The sequence below is a fragment of the Nonomuraea longispora genome (assembly GCF_004348345.1).
Taxonomy (GTDB): Bacteria; Actinomycetota; Actinomycetes; order Streptosporangiales; family Streptosporangiaceae; genus Nonomuraea; species Nonomuraea longispora.
Genome location: NZ_SMJZ01000111.1, coordinates 11,988 through 28,704, shown reverse-complemented (window position 1 = coordinate 28,704; position 16,717 = coordinate 11,988). Strand labels below are relative to the sequence as shown.

Annotated in this window: 16 protein-coding genes; 4 read left to right on the top strand and 12 right to left on the bottom strand. The window is 70.5% G+C overall.

Going from position 1 to position 16,717, the window contains the following annotated elements; genetic code table 11:
* The 3 genes from E1267_RS26260 to valS all read right to left on the bottom strand — a co-directional run.
* The coding region (locus E1267_RS26260) for an AI-2E family transporter (RefSeq protein WP_132335974.1) at positions 1 to 1,035 on the bottom strand (1,035 nt) is incomplete at its 3' end.
* A 100-nt stretch (positions 1,036 to 1,135) separates the two neighbouring features.
* Complete coding sequence (locus E1267_RS47415; RefSeq protein WP_281283710.1) at positions 1,136 to 1,258, bottom strand: hypothetical protein; 123 nt, start codon at positions 1,256 to 1,258, stop codon at positions 1,136 to 1,138.
* A gap of 5 nt (positions 1,259 to 1,263) precedes the next feature.
* Positions 1,264 to 3,783: a valine--tRNA ligase gene (gene valS, locus E1267_RS26255; RefSeq protein WP_425465095.1), complete on the bottom strand. Its 2,520-nt coding sequence runs from the start codon at positions 3,781 to 3,783 to the stop codon at positions 1,264 to 1,266.
* 77 nt (positions 3,784 to 3,860) lie between these two features.
* On the opposite strand from valS, the gene E1267_RS26250 reads away from it, so the two are divergent.
* Positions 3,861 to 4,145, top strand: a complete 285-nt coding sequence (locus E1267_RS26250) for a DUF4235 domain-containing protein (protein ID WP_132335970.1) — start codon at positions 3,861 to 3,863, stop codon at positions 4,143 to 4,145.
* Here the strand turns inward: E1267_RS26250 and E1267_RS26245 are convergent.
* Genes E1267_RS26245 through paaN form a run of 5 tightly spaced genes read right to left on the bottom strand, consistent with a single transcriptional unit; the run spans position 4,078 to position 10,811 of the window.
* On the bottom strand, positions 4,078 to 5,511 hold the full coding sequence (locus E1267_RS26245) for an alpha,alpha-trehalose-phosphate synthase (UDP-forming) (protein ID WP_132335968.1): 1,434 nt from the start codon (positions 5,509 to 5,511) through the stop codon (positions 4,078 to 4,080). The two genes, E1267_RS26250 and E1267_RS26245, sit on opposite strands and share 68 nt — an antisense overlap.
* 11 nt (positions 5,512 to 5,522) lie before the next feature.
* The gene (locus E1267_RS26240; protein WP_132335966.1) at positions 5,523 to 7,133 is read right to left on the bottom strand and encodes an FAD-dependent oxidoreductase; all 1,611 of its coding nucleotides are present in this window, start codon (positions 7,131 to 7,133) and stop codon (positions 5,523 to 5,525) included.
* Positions 7,134 to 7,163: 30 nt separating this feature from the next.
* Entirely contained in the window at positions 7,164 to 7,973 is an 810-nt protein-coding gene (locus E1267_RS26235) for a 3-hydroxyacyl-CoA dehydrogenase family protein (RefSeq protein ID WP_281283709.1), read from the bottom strand.
* A complete protein-coding gene (locus E1267_RS26230) occupies positions 7,970 to 9,145 on the bottom strand; it encodes a thiolase family protein (RefSeq protein ID WP_132335964.1) in 1,176 nt (391 codons plus the stop codon). The genes E1267_RS26235 and E1267_RS26230 overlap by 4 nt, the downstream gene beginning before the upstream one ends.
* Positions 9,146 to 9,164: 19 nt before the next feature.
* Positions 9,165 to 10,811: a phenylacetic acid degradation protein PaaN gene (gene paaN, locus E1267_RS26225; protein WP_132335962.1), complete on the bottom strand. Its 1,647-nt coding sequence runs from the start codon at positions 10,809 to 10,811 to the stop codon at positions 9,165 to 9,167.
* Between the two features lie 97 nt (positions 10,812 to 10,908).
* Between paaN and paaI the strand changes: the two genes are divergently transcribed.
* Genes paaI through E1267_RS26210 form a run of 3 tightly spaced genes read left to right on the top strand, consistent with a single transcriptional unit; the run spans position 10,909 to position 13,179 of the window.
* Entirely contained in the window at positions 10,909 to 11,277 is a 369-nt protein-coding gene (paaI, locus tag E1267_RS26220; protein ID WP_132335982.1) for a hydroxyphenylacetyl-CoA thioesterase PaaI, read from the top strand.
* Positions 11,274 to 12,578, top strand: coding sequence for a phenylacetate--CoA ligase PaaK (paaK, locus tag E1267_RS26215; protein ID WP_220449683.1), 1,305 nt, complete (start codon positions 11,274 to 11,276; stop codon positions 12,576 to 12,578). Before paaI ends, paaK begins: the two co-directional genes overlap by 4 nt.
* 4 nt (positions 12,579 to 12,582) lie before the next feature.
* Positions 12,583 to 13,179, top strand: coding sequence for a TetR/AcrR family transcriptional regulator (locus E1267_RS26210; protein ID WP_132335960.1), 597 nt, complete (start codon positions 12,583 to 12,585; stop codon positions 13,177 to 13,179).
* On the opposite strand, the gene E1267_RS26205 is transcribed toward E1267_RS26210, so the two are convergent.
* The 4 genes from E1267_RS26205 to E1267_RS26190 form a co-directional block, all read right to left on the bottom strand.
* The gene (locus tag E1267_RS26205; RefSeq protein WP_246064268.1) at positions 13,168 to 13,992 is read right to left on the bottom strand and encodes a hypothetical protein; all 825 of its coding nucleotides are present in this window, start codon (positions 13,990 to 13,992) and stop codon (positions 13,168 to 13,170) included. The genes E1267_RS26210 and E1267_RS26205 overlap by 12 nt on opposite strands.
* A gap of 16 nt (positions 13,993 to 14,008) precedes the next feature.
* The gene (locus tag E1267_RS26200; protein ID WP_090929286.1) at positions 14,009 to 14,308 is read right to left on the bottom strand and encodes a DUF4193 domain-containing protein; all 300 of its coding nucleotides are present in this window, start codon (positions 14,306 to 14,308) and stop codon (positions 14,009 to 14,011) included.
* A gap of 309 nt (positions 14,309 to 14,617) precedes the next feature.
* Complete coding sequence (locus E1267_RS26195; RefSeq protein WP_132335978.1) at positions 14,618 to 15,883, bottom strand: sensor histidine kinase; 1,266 nt, start codon at positions 15,881 to 15,883, stop codon at positions 14,618 to 14,620.
* A 38-nt stretch (positions 15,884 to 15,921) separates the two neighbouring features.
* A complete protein-coding gene (locus tag E1267_RS26190; RefSeq protein ID WP_132335958.1) occupies positions 15,922 to 16,575 on the bottom strand; it encodes a response regulator transcription factor in 654 nt (217 codons plus the stop codon).
* Positions 16,576 to 16,717: the final 142 nt, after the last annotated feature.

Genomic DNA, 16,717 nt, shown 5'->3' with positions numbered 1-16,717 from the left:
CTCCGGCAGCGCCCGGTAGATCACCGCCGCCACGGGCACCGCCACGGCGGCCCCCGCGATGCCCGCGAGGATGCCGCCGACCGCCAGCACCAGGATGATCGCCAGCGGGTGGAAGTTGAGGGCACGCCCGACGATCAGGGGCTGGAGCACGTGGTTCTCCAGCTGCTGCTCGATGACGAGGATGCCGAGGAAGATCAGCGCGAAGATGAGGCCCTTGGCGCCCAGCGTGACGAGCGTGGCGACGGTGCCCGCGAAGAAGATCCCGACGATGGGGATGAAGCTGGCGAAGAAGATCAGCACGGCCAGCGGCGCCCACAGGGGCACCCCCATGCCGGCCAGCACGATTCCCATGATCAGACCGTGCACGGCGGCGACGGCCACGGTGCCCTGCACGTAGTGGGACAGCGTGGTCCACGCGGCCCGCCCCGCACGGTCGACGCGCGGAGCCACGCTGCCGAACGCCTTGAGGAACCACGCCCAGATCCGGTCGCCGTCCTTGAGCAGGAAGAACGTCACGAAGAGCAGCAGCACGATGGACGCGAGCACCTCGAAGGCGACCGCGCCGGCCGACAGGACGGTGCCCGTGATGGCCGTGCGTTGCGCGTTGACCATGTCGACGACCTCGTCGACGTAGCCGATGATCTGCGCCTCTTCCAGCTGCAGCGGGCCGCTGATCAGCCATTCCTGCACGGATCTGGCGGTCTCCTGTACCTGCCGGACGAGGTTGGGGAACTCCTCGCTGGCCCGCGCCCCGACGAGCCAGCCGGTGCCGGCCAGGACGGCCAGCGCCACCAGCATGGTGATCCAGGTGGCGTAGATGGGCCGCATGCCGGCGCGGCGCAGGGCGTTGGTCAGCGGGAACAGCAGCGCGGTCAGCAAGAGGGCGATCGCCACGGGCAGCGCCACGAACGTGAGGCCGGCGATGACCTGGACGAAGTAGTAGACGACCACGCCGACGAGGATCAGGCACCCGCACCATGCGGCCATCTTGGCCAGGACGGGCGGCACGAGATTGGTTGGGCGGTCGGGAAGCACGGTTCAAGACTGGCATGTCCCGGCGGCGGATGCGCGCGGTTGCCGCACTGGTGTGATCTCCCGCGGGCCGGCCTGACGCCGTCGTGCCCGGCGTGCCCGGCTAGCCCCGGCCAGCGGTCATGGGCAACTCGCGCATGCCGCGCAGGGGCGAGGTGACCAGCCACATCGTCGGTCCCGCCTGGAGGAGGTCAGGCTCGTCGACGTCGAGGAGGCCGACCGACACGGGCGTCAGCCCAGCTGGACCTCGGCGTGCAGCGCGTCGCCGTGCTCCAGGACGAACTCCTCGACGTTGCCCGCCGCGCACAGGTCGTCCTGGGCCAGGCGCACGAGCGCGATCTCAGGGCCCGAGACGGTGAGCCTGCTGACCTCGGCCCGCATCGACAACTTGGCCTCCGACTTGGCCTTGCGCACGCGCCCGAGCACGTCCGAGGCGACGGCCAGCACCGCCGGGTCACCGTCGCCGCGCCCGCCCCTGGGCTCGGCCTGGGGCCACGGCGCGCGGTGGACCGAGCCCTCACGCCACCACGACCACACCTCCTCGGTCACGAAGGGAAGGAACGGCGCGAACAGCCGCAGCAGCACGTCGAGCGCCTGCCGCAACGCCGCGTGCGCGGACGCCGCGGCGGGGCCGGACTCGTAGGCGCGGGCCTTGACCAGTTCCAGGTAGTCGTCACAGAACGCCCAGAAGAAGCGTTCGACGGCCTCCAGCGCCCTGGTGTGGTCGTAGGCGGCGAGCCCCTCCCCCGCCTCGCGTACGGTGTCGGACAGGGCGGTCAGCATCGACAGGTCGAGCGGCTCGGTGACGTCGCCCTCGCTGCCGGCCAGCCCGAGCACGAACTTCGAGGCGTTGAGGATTTTGATCGCCAGCCGCCGGCCGATCTTGAGCTGCCCGGCGTCGAAGGCGGTGTCGACGCCGTAGCGCCCGTTGGCCGCCCAGTAGCGAACGGCGTCGGAGCCGTGCTTGTCCAGCAGGTCGAGCGGGGTGACGACGTTGCCCTTGGACTTGGACATCTTCTTGCGGTCGGGGTCGAGGATCCAACCCGAGATGGCCGCGTTGCTCCACGGCAGCCCGCCGAACTCGTAGTGCGACCTGACCACGGTCGAGAACAGCCAGGTGCGGATGATCTCGTGCGCCTGCGGCCGCAGATCGGCCGGGAAGACCCGCTTGAACAGGTCGTCGTCGCTCTCCCAGCGGCCGGCGATCTGCGGCGTCAGCGACGAGGTGGCCCAGGTGTCCATGACGTCGGGGTCGGCCACGAACCCGCCGGGCACGCCGCGCTGGTCCTCGGTGTAGCCGGGCGGCACGTCGGTGGACGGGTCGATCGGCAGGGTGTCCTCGGCTGGCAGGATCGGCGCGTCGTGAACGGGCCGGCCCGACTCGTCGACCGGATACCAGACGGGGAGGGGCACGCCGAAGAAGCGCTGGCGGGAGATCAGCCAGTCGCTGGTGAGCCCCTGCACCCAGTTGTCGTAGCGGACGCGCATGTGCGGCGGGTGCCACACGAGCTCCCGGCCCCGCTCCAGCAGCCGCTCGCGCAGTTTCTCGTCGCGTCCGCCGTTGCGGATGTACCACTGCCGGGTGGTGACGATCTCCAGCGGTTTGTCCCCGCGCTCGTAGAACTTCACCGTCCGCCGCACCGGCTTGGGGTCGCCCTCCAGGTCACCGGCCTCGCGCAGCAGCTCCACGATCCGCTCGCGCGCGCCGTGGACGGTCTTGCCCGCCAGCTCTTTGTACGGCGCGGCGTCGACGCCCTCGGGCGGCTCGGGCAACAGCCGGCCGTCCCAGCCGATGACCGGCCGGGTTGGCAACTGCAGCTCACGCCACCAGGTCACGTCGGTGACGTCACCGAACGTGCAGATCATCGCGATGCCGGTGCCCTTGTCCGGCTCGGCCAGGCGGTGGGCCAGCACCGGCACCTCGACGCCGAACAGCGGCGTCAGCACCGACGTGCCGAACAGCGGCTGGTAGCGCTCGTCGTCGGGGTGGGCGACCAGAGCCACGCAGGCCGGGATCAGCTCGGGCCGGGTGGTCTCGATCCAGACCGGCCCCTGCTCGCCGTAGAAGGAGATCTTGTGGAAGGCGCCGGGCCACTCGCGGTCCTCGAGCTCGGCCTGCGCGACGGCGGTGCGGAAGGTGACGTCCCACAGCGTGGGCGCCTCGGCGAGGTAGGCCTCGCCGCGCCTGAGGTTGCGCAGGAACGCCCGCTGGGAGACCGCCCGGGACTCGTCGCTGATGGTGGTGTAGAGCAGCGACCAGTCGACCGACAGGCCGACCCGCCGCCACATCTCCTCGAACACCTGCTCGTCGACGGCGGTCAGTTCGTGGCAGAGCTCCACGAAGTTGCGCCGCGAGATGGGCACGTCACGCTTGCCCGGCTTGTCCGGCGGGACGAAGTCAGGGTCGTAGGGCAGCGACGGATCGCAGCGCACGCCGTAGACGTTCTGCACCCGGCGCTCGGTGGGCAGGCCGTTGTCGTCCCAGCCGATGGGGTAGAACACCGACTTGCCGATCATCCGCTGGTAGCGGGCCATGATGTCGGTCTGGGTGTAGGAGAAGACGTGCCCGACGTGCAGCGAGCCCGACACGGTGGGCGGTGGCGTGTCGATGGAGTAGACCTGCTCGCGCGGAGCGGACCTGTCGAAACGGTAGGTGCCCTCAGCGTCCCAACGAGCTACCCATACCTGCTCCAAACCATCAAGGGTCGGCTTTTCCGGCATGGAGGCATGGCCTGGTCGCTGTTGAGTCATGCCTCCTTATGCTACGGCTTCGGCGTACGGGAAGCGGTACAGACTAGTGTTCGTTACCAACGGGAAGGGAGATCGGCATGGCGGAGGACAAGCCAGACGTGGCCTGGCGGGTCATCGGCGGCTTGGTGGGGCTCGTGACGGCCTGGGCGGCCAGGAAGATCCTCGGGTTCGTCTGGGTCAAGGCGACCGGCAAGGAGCCCCCCATCGACACAGACTCGCCCGAGGTCAGCCTGGGTGAGGCCATCGGTTACGCCGTCCTCATGGGCGTCGGCATGTCCGTGGCCCAGATCGTGGTCAACCGGACCGCCAAGAAGCGTTACGACGCGTGGAAGGCTGTGAAGCAGGTGACTCCAGGGCATTGAGGAACTCACTCGCCCAGCGGTCCACGTCATAGGTGGCCACCCGGCGGCGCATGGTGCGCATCCGGCGGGCCAGCTCGTGCGGCGTGGCCCGCATGGCCGTCATCATCTGGCGCTTGACGTCCTCCACGTCGTACGGGTTGACGAGGTACGCCTGGCGCAGCTCGTCCGCCGCCCCGGTGAACTCGCTGAGCACCAGCGCGCCGTTGAGGTCGTGGTGGCAGGAGACGTACTCCTTGGCCACCAGGTTCATCCCGTCTCGCAACGGGGTGACGACCATGACGTCGGCGGCGAGATAGAGCGCGGCCAGCTCCTCCTGGTCGTAGGACTGGTGGAAATACTGCACGGGCTGGTAGCCCAGCTGCGCGTGCTCGCCGTTGATCCGGCCCACCTGGAGCTCGATGTCGTCGCGCAGGCGCCGATACTCCTCCACCCGTTCCCTGCTCGGCGTGGCGATCTGCACGAACACCGCCTCGTTCGGCTGCAGCCGCCCGTCGTTGAGCAGCTCGCCGAACGCCTCCAGCCGCTGGCCGATGCCCTTGGTGTAGTCGAGGCGGTCGACGCCGAGCAGCACGTGTTCGGGGTCGCCCAGCTCGACCCTGATCTCCTTGGCCCTGGCCGCGATGTGCGGCTCGCGTACGAGCGAGTCGAGGTGGGCGAAGTCCACGGAGATCGGGAACGCCTGCGTGGTGACGATGCGGTCGTCGAGGAAGATCTCGTTCCCCTTGTACGGCAGCCCGAGCAGCCGCCTGCACAACCGGCGGAAGTTGGAGGCGCCGCCGGGGAGCTGGAAGCCGACCAGGTCGGCCCCGAGCAGCCCTTCGACCAGTTCCTTGCGCCAGGGCAGCCGCCAGAACAGCTCCGTCGGCGGGAACGGGATGTGCAGGAAGAACCCGATCCGCAGGTCGGGCCGCAACCTGCGGAGCATCGCGGGCACCAGTTGCAGCTGATAGTCCTGCACCCACACGACCGCTCCCTGTTCGGCGGCGTCGGCGGCAGCGGCGGCGAAACGTTCGTTGACCGAGCGGTAGGTCTCCCACATCTCCCGGTGGTAGATCGGCGGGGCGACGACGTCGTGGTACAGCGGCCACAGGGTCGCGTTGGAGAAGCCCTCGTAGTACAGCTCAACTTCGCTGGCGGACAGCGGGATCGGGACGAGGTTCATGCCGTCCTGCTCGAACGGCTCGAGCTTCTCGTCGGGCGCCCCGTGCCAGCCGGCCCAGGCTCCGTGGCGGCGCTTCATCACCGGTGCGATCGCGGTGACGAGCCCGCCAGGACTCCTGCGCCACGAGGCCGTTCCGTCAGGCTCGATCGTGCGGTCCACCGGCAACCGGTTCGCGACGATCAGAAACGAGCTACGGCCAGTCACGCAGTCCTCCTCTAGGGGTCAAATGTCGGGAAGTCGCCAAGAGCGCGACTCATAGCGACCGCCACCGACTCCGGCCCCGCATGGGGGATGATCGCGGCGATGTGGGAGTCGGGCCTGATGAGCCATGCCTCATCGGGCCCGGCGCCGAGCTTCCCGGCGAGCGAGCCTGTCCCGTCCATCTCCGCGAACCCACGTACGGCGAGCGGTGCCTTAATGACCTTGCCCATAACCTGCACAAACAAACGCGAATCGCACATTTCACCCAGCAGAACCAGGAAACCGTCCCGGCAGAACTCCCGCAGCCTGCCCTCGGGCAACGCCACGTCCGGAAGGATCACCCCTGGGGCGGGCACGCAGGGTGAGCCCCTGGGCGGCCTGCCGGAAAACGGACGTGCCGGATCCGGCGTCGTGAGCGGCGAATCCACGTACCAGAAGGGCTCGGCGAACCTGCCCGAGTCGATTTCCGCGATCCGCCCGCCCTCCAGCGCCGTCCTCCTGCGCATCCGCTCCTCCACGGTCCTCGGCGCGATGAACCGCATGGTGGCCGCGGTGACCTCCAGGTTCTCCAGCGCCGCCGCGTGCCGCTCGATGTGGTACGTCTCCAGCAGCCCCTCCCCTGCCCATCCGTTGAGCACGAAAGCCAGCTTCCAGGCCGCGTTCTCGGCGTCGGGGACGCCGGAGTTGAGCCCGCGCGCCCCGAACGGGGCCACCAGGTGGGCACAGTCGCCGACGAGCAGCACCCTGCCGACGCGCATGCGAGAGGCGATCCGCGAGTGGAACCGGTAGGTGCTGTGCGACAACAACTCGTACGGCCGGTCCCCGACGACCTTCCGGATGGCCCGCGCCCTGTCGGCGTCCGCCGGGATGAAGTCGGGCGCGATCTGCCAGTCGATCCTGAACGTCCCGCCGGGGCACGGATGGATCAGCACCTGGCGGCCCGGGTTCCACACGGGGTCGAAGTGGAAGTGGCGCTCGTTCTCCCGGCCCGGCAGGTCGGCCCTGATGTCGCAGATCAGGAACCGGTCGTCGTACGTCTGCCCGTCGAACGTGACGCCGAGCGCCTCGCGCACCCGCTGGGCTCTCGCGCCCGCGCAGGCCAGCACGTACGAGGCGCGCAGCAGCCGGGCGCCGCAGTGCACGGTGACGCCGCCGGCGTCCTGGGTGATGCCGGTGACCTCGTGGTTCCAGCGCACCTCGACGAGCGGCTGGGCGGCCACCGCCGCGTCGAGGATCTGCTCGGTGCGGGTCTGGGAGATGTTCACGCACGCCGGCAGCGGGCCCTCCCCCTCGAAAGACCACGAGAACAGCTCGCGGCCCCGGTAGTAGGTGCGGGCGGTGGTCCAGGCCAGGCCCTCCTTGGCGATCCGGCCCGCGCCGGCGGCGTACCAGATGTCCAGCACGTCGCGCTGCTGGCAGATCGACTTCGACCCGCCCCGCCCGCGCTCCGGGCGCTGGTCGAGCACCAGTACCCGGATGCCCCACCGGGCCAGCAACAGCGCCGCGCTCAGCCCGACCGGACCTGCCCCGATGACGATCACCTGCGGGGACGCGCCACCGCCCGGTGTCTCCAAGGGCTGCCGCTTCCCACCGGGATCCGCCGGCGAGGCGAACGGCTCCGCCATCGTCCACCCTCCTGACTGTCCGTGATCAGGTCACCACTGGTAGAAGCCCTTCCCGGTCTTGCGGCCCAGCTCACCGGCGGCGACCTTCTCCCGTAGCAGCGCGGGCGGCTCGAAGCGGGGCCCGAGCCGGGCGTGCAGGTAGTCGGCGATCGCCAGCCGCACGTCGAGGCCGACCAGGTCGCTGAGCCTGAGCGGCCCCATGGGGTGGCCGTAGCCGAGCGTCATGGCCGTGTCGATGTCCTCGGCCGAGGCCACGCCCTCCTCCACCATGCGGACGGCCTCCAGCCCGAGCAGCACCCCCAGCCGGCTGGTGGCGAACCCCGGCGAGTCGCCGACCACCACGCTGGTCTTGCCGATGCGCTCGACGTGCTCCTTGGCGCGTCCGAGTACGGCGGCCGGGGTGGCCCCGGTGACCACGATCTCCACCAGCCGCTGGACCGGCACCGGGTTGAAGAAGTGCAGCCCGATCAGGCGCCCGGGACGGTCGAGCGCTACGGCCAGCTCGGCGATGGACAACGAGCTGGTGTTGGTGGCCAGCACGGCGTCGTCCCCCACCCGCGCCTCGGCCCCGGCCAGCACCTCCGCCTTGAGCGCCGCGTCCTCGGGCACCGCCTCGATCACCAGGTCGGCGTCCGCGGGCACCCCGGCCATGGCCAGGCGGGCCAGCGCCGCCTCCCTGTCCACCAGACCCTTGGACTCGGCGATGGCCAGGCCGTCGGCGATGCGCCGCCGGGCGTCCTCCGCCTGCGGCTCCTGTACGGTCACGTGGTCGCCCGCGGCCAGGAACACCTGCGCGATGCCGGCGCCCATGCGCCCGCCGCCGATCACGGCCACGTTCACGGGGCCTCCACGAGCATCGCGACGCCCTGGCCCACGCCCACGCAGAGGCTGGCCAGCCCGCGCCGGCCCGACTCGCGCTCCATGCGGCCGAGCAGCGTGACGACCAGGCGGGCGCCCGAGCAGCCCAGCGGGTGGCCGAGCGCGATGGCGCCGCCGTCGGCGTTGACCGTCTCCGGATCCAGGCCGAGGCGGCGTACGCAGGCGAGCAGCTGCGGCGCGAACGCCTCGTTGATCTCGACGGTGTCGATCCCGGAGGCGTCGGCGGGCTCCCAGCCGGCCCTGGCCAGCGCCTTCCGGGTGGACGGCACCGGGCCGAGGCCCATCAGGTGGGGCTCGACGCCCGCCGACGCGCCGGCGACGATCCTGGCCCGCGGCGTCAGGCCGTGGCGGCGTACGGCCTCCTCGCTCGCGACCACCACGGCCGCCGCGCCGTCGGAAAGCGGGGACGACGAGCCCGCCGTGACGACGCCGCCGTCGCGGAAGATCGTCCTGAGTCCGGCCAGGCGCTCCATCGAGGTGTCCGGGCGGGGGCCCTCGTCCGCGGTCACCTCCCCCACCGGTACGAGGTCGGCGGCGAAGCGCCCCTCCTTGGCCGCCGCCACCGCGCGGGTGTGGCTGCGCAGCGCCCAGGCGTCGGACTCCTCCCTGGTGATGCCGTCGAGCGCGGCCACCTCCTCGGCCGTCTCGCCCATCGACATCGTTGTACGCGCGTCGAAGCGCGGGTTGGCGAAGCGCCACCCCAGCGAGGTGTCGGCCACCTCGCCCGGTTTCGCCCAGGGTGTGCCGGGTTTGGCCATCACCCAGGGAGCCCGGGTCATGGACTCGACGCCGCCCGCCACCACGAGGTCCGACTCGCCCGTGCGCACCGCCTGCGCGGCCGAGACGATCGCGGTCAGGCCGCTGGCGCAGAGCCGGTTGACGGTGTACGCGGGCGTCGTCGCGGGCAGCCCGGCCAGCAGGGTGGCCATGCGGGCGACGTTCCTGTTGTCCTCGCCCGCCTGGTTGGCGGCGCCCAGCACCACCTCGTCGAACGCCTCGGGGTCGGCACCGCTGCGGCGCACCGCCTCGCCGACGACCAGGGCCGCCAGGTCGTCGGGCCGGGTGGCGGCCAGCGCGCCGCCGTACCTGCCCATGGGAGTGCGTACGCCGCCCACCAGGTACACCTCAATCATGTCACTCCTCGCGGGGGAATCATGCCGGTCGCCTGGATTGCACCACATGGAAGCGGCCCGCGACGTAGCCGGGGTCGGTGAGCGAGGCGGTGGCGGCGGGGTTGGCGCCGCTGCCGTGGTAGTCGCTGAACGCGGCCGACTGGTTGACGAACACGCCGCCGGTCAGGTTGCACGACAGGTTGACGCCGGCGTCGATGGCGGCCCGCTCGGCCTGGTCGAGCACGTCGGAGGAGGTCGAGTAGGCGGAGGCGGTGAGCGCGCCGCGGGCATTGATCGTGCGGCGCAGCACGTCGAGGCTGTCCCGCGTCGAGCCCGTGGGGATGACGAACGAGATGGGCCCGAAGTGCTCGCGGCCGTAGATCTCCGGCTTCTCCGGATCGACCCGGATGATCACCGGCGTCCTGATCACCGCGTCGGGGAACGCCGGATGCGCGGGCGCCCGCGACGCCAGCACCACCTCGCCCAGCGAGGGCGCCGCCTCCACCCTGGCCAGCACGTCGGGGCTGACGAGCGCGCCGGTCAGCTCGACCGCGCGGGCGTCGTCGCCGAGCAGCCTCCCGACGGCGGCGGCCAGCCCGGCGGCGACCTCGTCGAAGCTCTTGTGCCCCTCGTCGGTCTCGATGCCTCCCGCGGGGACGAGGACGTTCTGGGGCGCGGTGCACATCTGGCCGCTGTAGAGCGACAACGAGAACGCCAGGTTGCCCAGCATGCCCTTCCAGGAGTCGGTGGAGTCGATGACCACCGTGTTGACCCCGGCCTTCTCGGTGTGCACGAGCGCCTGCTTGGCGTTCTGCTCCAGCCAGTCGCCGAACTCCGTCGACCCGGTGAAGTCCACGACGCGGATGCCGGGGTGTGTCGCGAGCGTCCTGGCCAGACCCTGGCCCTCCTCGGCGGCCAGCGTGACGAGCGCGGGGTCGTACCCGGCCTCGGCCAGCACCTCGCGGGCGACCTGCACCGTGATCGCGAGCGGCAGCACGGCGCGCGGGTGCGGCTTGACGATCACCGGGTTGCCGGTGGCGAGCGAGGCGAACAGCCCCGGATAGGCGTTCCAGGTCGGGAACGTGTTGCAGCCGATCACGAGGGCGACGCCCCTGGGCACGACGGTGAACCGTTTCTCCATCACCAGCGGCTCGCCCTTGGCCGGCTTTTCCCAGCGGGCGGCGGCGGCCGAGGAGGTCATGGCGGCGTAGGCGTACGCGACGGCCTCCAGCGCGCGGTCCTGCGCGTGCGGCCCGCCCGCCTGGAAGGCCATCACGAACGCCTGCCCGCTGGTGTGCTGTACGGCGTTGGCCAGCTCGAAAGCGCGTTTGTTGATGCGGTCGACGATCTCGACGCAGGCCAGCGCGCGTGCGTCGGGCCCGGCGTCCCGCCAGGCGGGCAGCGCCGCCTGCGCGGCCGCGACCAGGTCGCCGGGGACCGGCTCCGGGTAGGTGACGCCGAGGTCGATCCCGTACGGCGAGCGCTCGGCGCCGATCCACGTCCCGGTGCCCGGCTGGTCGAGCGGGAAGGGTTTGCCGAGGTAGGACTCGAACGCCTCCTTGCCGCGCTCGGCCGCGCCCTCGCCGTAGACGCGCGGGCTGGGCGATTCGGGGTAGGCACTCCAGTAGCCGCGTCCGGCGATCGCGGACAGGGCCTTCTCCAGGGTCTCGCGGTGCTGTTCGAACATGGTCCACCCTCTTGACAACGATCGTCCGGACGGTGAAGTGTTTACCGAACATTCAGTCAGTTGACAAGGGAGACCTGCGGTGGAGAGCGCGCGTCGCATGATGGACGCCGACACCGCCTCCGCGGCCCTGGGCATCGAGCTGATGGAGCTGGGCGAGGGACGCGCGGTGTGCCGCATGACCGTGACCGACCAGATGATCAACGGACACGACCTGTGCCACGGCGGATACGTGTTCCTGCTCGCCGACACGGCGTTCGCCTGCGCGTGCAACAGCCACGGCCCGGTGACGGTGGCGGCGGGCGCGGAGATCACGTTCGTCTCTCCCGCCCGCGCGGGCGACGAGCTGGTGGCCGCCGCCGCCGAACGCACCCGCTACGGGCGCAGCGGCATCTACGACATCACCGTACGCAGGCCGGACGGTCAGGTGGTCGCGGAGTTCCGCGGCCGGAGCCGGGAGCTGACGTGAGACGAGGCAAACCCCCGGAACCCGGCGAGCTCGACCCGATCGAGCGGGTCTCCCGCGACGAGCTCATGGCGCTGCAGCTCGAACGGCTGCGGCGCGCCCTCGCCCACGCCTACCGCAACGTCCCCCTCTACCGGCGGAAGTTCGACGAGGCCGGCGTGCACCCGGACGACTGCGGGCAGCTCAGCGACCTGGCCCGCTTCCCCTTCACCACGAAAGAGGACCTGCGCGGCGGCTACCCGTTCGGCATGTTCGCCGTGCCGCGCGAGCAGGTGGTCAGGATCCACGCCTCCAGCGGCACCACCGGCCGGCCGACCGTGGTCGGCTACACCAGGAACGACCTTGACGTGTGGGCCGACGTGATGGCCCGGTCGATCCGCGCCTCCGGCGGGCGGCCCGGCGACATCGTGCACGTGGCCTACGGGTACGGCCTGTTCACCGGAGGCCTGGGCGCCCACTACGGCGCCGAGCGGCTGGGCTGCACCGTGGTGCCGGTCTCCGGCGGGATGACGGCGCGGCAGGTCCAGCTCATCACCGACTTCCGGCCCGACATCGTCATGGTCACGCCGTCGTACATGCTGGCCCTGCTGGACGAGTTCGAGGCGCGGGGCCTGGACCCGCGCGCTTCCTCCCTGCGGATCGGCATCTTCGGCGCCGAGCCCTGGACGGAGCGGATGCGCGAGGAGATCGAGGACCGCTTCGACCTTCACGCCGTGGACGTCTACGGGTTGTCGGAGGTGATGGGGCCCGGCGTGGCCAACGAGTGCGTGGAGAGCAAGGACGGCCTGCACGTCTGGGAGGACCACTTCTACCCGGAGACGGTCGATCCCCTCACCGGCGAGCTCGCCGAGTCGGGCGAGCTGGTCCTCACCAGCCTCACCAAGGAGGCCATGCCCGTCATCCGCTACCGCACCCGCGACCTGACCAGGCTGCTGCCCGGCACCGCCCGGCCGGCCTTCCGCCGGATGGAGAAGGTGACCGGCCGCACGGACGACCTGATCATCCTGCGGGGCGTGAACGTGTTCCCCACCCAGATCGAGGAGCTGGTGCTGCGCACGCCCGGCCTGTCGCCGCACTTCCAGCTCCATCTGACCCGTCCCGGGCGGCTCGACGTGATGACGGTCCGGGTCGAGGCCCGACCCGGTTTCGCGGGCGGCCCCGAGGCGGGCGCGGCGCTGCGTCACCTGGTCAAGGCGACGGTGGGCGTGAGCGTGGAGGTCGAGGTGGTGGACCCGGAGACGCTGGAACGGTCGGCCGGCAAACTGAAACGCGTCATCGACAGGCGGATAGCCAGCGATAATTGATGACATGGCCACCCCCACCCCTACCCGCCAGCGCCGGCGCGGGCACGACCCGGAGTCCGTGCTCTCCATCGCCGTGGGCGTCTTCAACGAGCGCGGCTACGACGGGACGAGCATGGAGGACCTGGCGAGGGCGCTCGGCGTCACCAAGTCGGCCATCTATTACCACGTGCCCGGCAAGGAGCAGCTGCTCGCGCGGGCGCTCGACCGGGCGCTCGACGGGCTGTCCGAGATGGTCGCCGACCAGCGGGCCGCCTCTGGCCCCGCGATCGAGCGCCTGGAGTGGGTCGTACGGCAGAGCGTGCGCATCCTCGTCGACCGGCTGCCGTACGTGACGCTGCTGCTGCGGGTGCGCGGCAACAGCCACACGGAGCAGGCGGCGCTGGAGCGGCGGAGGGAGTTCGACGCCTTCATCAGCCGCCTGGTCAAGGAGGCGGCGGCGGAGGGGAGCATCAGGCCGGACGTCGATCCGGCGCTCGTGACACGGCTGTTGTTCGGGACGGTCAACTCGATCGCCGACTGGTATCAGCCCTCGCGCGGGGCCTCGTCCGACGATGTGGCCGACGCGCTGCTCAAGATGGCGTTCAACGGGCTAAGGGTCTAGCTCGCCGCGCTTGCGGTGGCCGATCTCGCGCTGCTCGCCCGCGGGTAACGGCCGCTTGACGCGCAGGTCGTCGCGTACGGCCTCGCCGAGTTTCCTGGTCGCGATGCGGTTGAGCGCGCCGCCGGCCACGGCTCCGGTGAGAAACGGGCCCAGCGTGGTCAGGTGACGGCCGAGCGTGCGGAGCAGGCGGTTGCGCAGGGCGGTCTTGGTGGCGGCGCCGAGGGCGAGCGAGACGGAGGCGGGAGTGAGGGGGTCGATGCCACGCTGCTTGGCCCAGGCGGAGGTGAAGGCGACCGCGCGCTGCGCTCCGGTGCCCTCGACGTGTACGCCGTAGACCTCGTGCAGCTCGGCCAGGAGCTTGACCTCGATGGCGGCGACGACGATGGTCTCCGCGACGAGTTGCGCGGGGGCGGAGAGCAGAAGGGGTGGTGCGGCGAACTCGGCGGCCGCGAGGGCCCCGCCGATCGCGCCGACGGTCATCGTGGCCTTCTGGGCGGTGCGTACGAGGTCGTCGGCGAGCTCTTCGCCGGTCAAACCGTGGTGGTGATCGGAGAGGGTGTGCAGGTCCCTGATCGGGATGCGGGGCGCGATGTTGAGAAAGACGTCCGCCAGCCAGCGGCCACGGCCCGCGCCGGTCGCGCGTGCCCGCTTCGCTCCGGCGGACAGGGCCTGGGCTAGACGGCCGAGCAGCCTGCGCCGCTCGGCCGGCTCGAGCTCACCGGGCCGGGTGAGCTTGCCCACGAGTTCGCCGACCTCGCGATCGGGGTCGGCGGCCTCGTTGCCCTCATGGTGTTCTCTCTCGGTGTCGGCCACGCGATGCCTCCTCTGACTAGGCGGCGCACTCCCGGCAGACCTGCTGGCCGTTCCTCTCGGAGGCCAGCTGGCTTCGGTGGTGCACCAGGAAGCAGCGCGAGCAGGTGAACTCGTCCGCCTGGCGGGGAATCACCCTCAGGGACAGCTCTTCGTTCGACAGGTCGGCCCCGGGCAGTTCCAGCGACTCGGCCAGGTCGGTCTCGTCGATGTCGATGCTGCCGGACGACTTGTCGGTGCGCCGCGCCTGGAGCTCCTGGAGGCTGTCCTCCCCCAGGTCGTCGTCTGTCTTGCGCGGGCTGTCGTAGTCGGTAGCCATTGTGCTTACTCCATCCCCCTCATCTATATGTCTTCGCGCTCGTCGCGCGTCTTCTAACGTCCGGGAGGCCCGTCTTGTGCCCGTTCCGCCGGAGAGATTTCCCATCGGTACCCCGAGAAAACGGACAACGAACCTCCCAACACGTCAGGGCCTGCTGCCGAGGGCAATGGTTAGCCAAATATGGCGAAACCCACAGCCTTGGCGTCATGCACCACCGTGTTCGACGGCACATCCAACCACATGTGCGGCACCGATGAGACGCCCCCCGCTCCTCAACACGCGCACGAACACGACACGGCAACGGCGATGTCAGCGTCTCGGAAGCCGAATGGTCACAACCAGCCCTCCACCATCACGCGGCACGGCGGTCACATTTCCGCCGTGGGCATGTACGACCGCACGGACGATGGACAGCCCGAGACCCGATCCCTTGGCCGAATCCACGCGGTCGGCGTGGAGCCTCCTGAACGGCTCGAACAGGCTGTTCACCTCGTACGCCGGGACGTGCTGTCCCGTGTTGGCCACCTGAACAACCAAGGCACCGTCCACCATTCCCGTCCAGATCCACACTTTTCCGTTTTCGGGAATGTTGTACTTGACAGCGTTCTCGAGCAGGTTGCTGACGGAGCGTTCCAGCAGCACCGGGTCGCCTATGGTAGGCGCGCTGACCAGTTCGGTCGTTACGGTGACCCCGTGTTCCAGGGCGAAGGGCGCGACCTGTTCCACGGCCGTCTGGGCGACTTCCTGAACGTCCAGGGGTTTGCGCACGGCGAGTTCGCGTTCGCTCCTGGCGAGCAGCAGCAGCCCCTCGATGAGCTTCTCGTTCCGCGCGTTGACCTCGAGCAGGGTACGGCCGAGCGTTTTGAGGTCCTCCGACGCCTCGGGGTCCGACAGGGCGATCTCCAGGACCGTGCGATTGATCGTGAGGGGGGTGCGCAATTCGTGTGAGGCGTTGGCCACGAATCTGCGCTGGGTGTCGAAGGCGATGTTGAGCCTGGTGAGCATGGCGTCGAAGGTGTCGGCCAGCTCCTTCAGCTCGTCGTTGGGGCCTTCCAGGGCGATGCGCTGGTGGGCCAGGGTGCTCTCGGACAGTTTGCGTGCCGTGGCGGTCATCTGCGCCACCGGCCGCAGCGCCCGGTCGGCGACGAAATAGCCGATGATGAGCGCGAGGATGCCGACGCCGAGCAGCGCCATGAACGCGCTGCTGAACAGGGTGTCGCGGGCGTCCTGCACCGCCTGCCGCTGGAACTCCCGCCACGCGGCGTCGAGCCGGGCGTTCTGGACGGGATCGAGCCCCCAGTCGATGGATGGCCACGCGTAGTCGATCGCCGTACCGACGATCACATAGACCGAGAGCAGCAGCACCGCGGCCGCCGCGAAGACCAGCGCGCCGTAGGTGAGCGTCAGCCGCCACCGGATGCTGACCCTGCCGGGCAGGTCCTTCATCCGCTCCATCGGCGTGCGCTGCGCCGGCGTCTGCGCCGGCGGGGGCGGGCCGTCCCAGGCGGGCGGCCCGCTCGGCGGCGGCGCCTCCTGCACGCGCGTCGCCTTGCGCGCGGAATGCGGGCTGATCATCGGGTGCGTCGGCCCCGCCTGCCGCTCTGGCCGTTCAGTCACAACTTGTACCCCACCCCTGGGACGGTCTCGATCACCTGAGGCTCGCCCAGCTTCTTCCTCAACGTCATCATGGTCACGCGGACCACGTTGGTGAACGGGTCGATGTTCTCGTCCCAGGCCTTGTCCAGCAGGTCCTCCTGGCTGACCACGGCTCCCTCCGCGCGCATCAGCTCTTCGAGGACGGCGAACTCCTTCTTGGTCAGCACGATCTCCTTGCCGTCGCGCCGCACGAGCCGCTTGCCCGGGTCGAGCCGGATCCCGGCCCGCTCGAGCACGGGCGGCAGCGCGGGCGCGGAGCGGCGGCCGAGCGCCCGCACCCTCGCGACCAGTTCGACGAACACGAACGGCTTGGCGAGGTAGTCGTCGGCCCCGAGGCCGAGCCCCTCCACCTTGTCGTCCACGTCGCCCGACGCGGTCAGCATGAGGATGCGGGAGGCGGTCCGCTGCTCCACCAGCCGGCGGCACACCTCGTCGCCGTGCACGACCGGCAGGTCACGGTCGAGCACGATCACGTCGTAGTCGATGTAGGAGGTGCGCTCAAGCGCGCCCCCGCCGTCATAGGCCACGTCCACCGCCATGGCCTCGCGCCTGAGCCCTGTCGCGATCGCGTCGGCGAGCACGCGCTCGTCCTCAACCACCAGCACCCGCACGCCTGGCACACCTCTTCCCGGTTCTGGTCCCACATTCTGTCCACAGCGTCGATAAGCGCACGGTAAGGCATGTTCAGGGGTTGGTGACGCCAGGGTGAGGCAGACCACGGCCAGATTCATGTTTCGGGGGACGACGACCCGG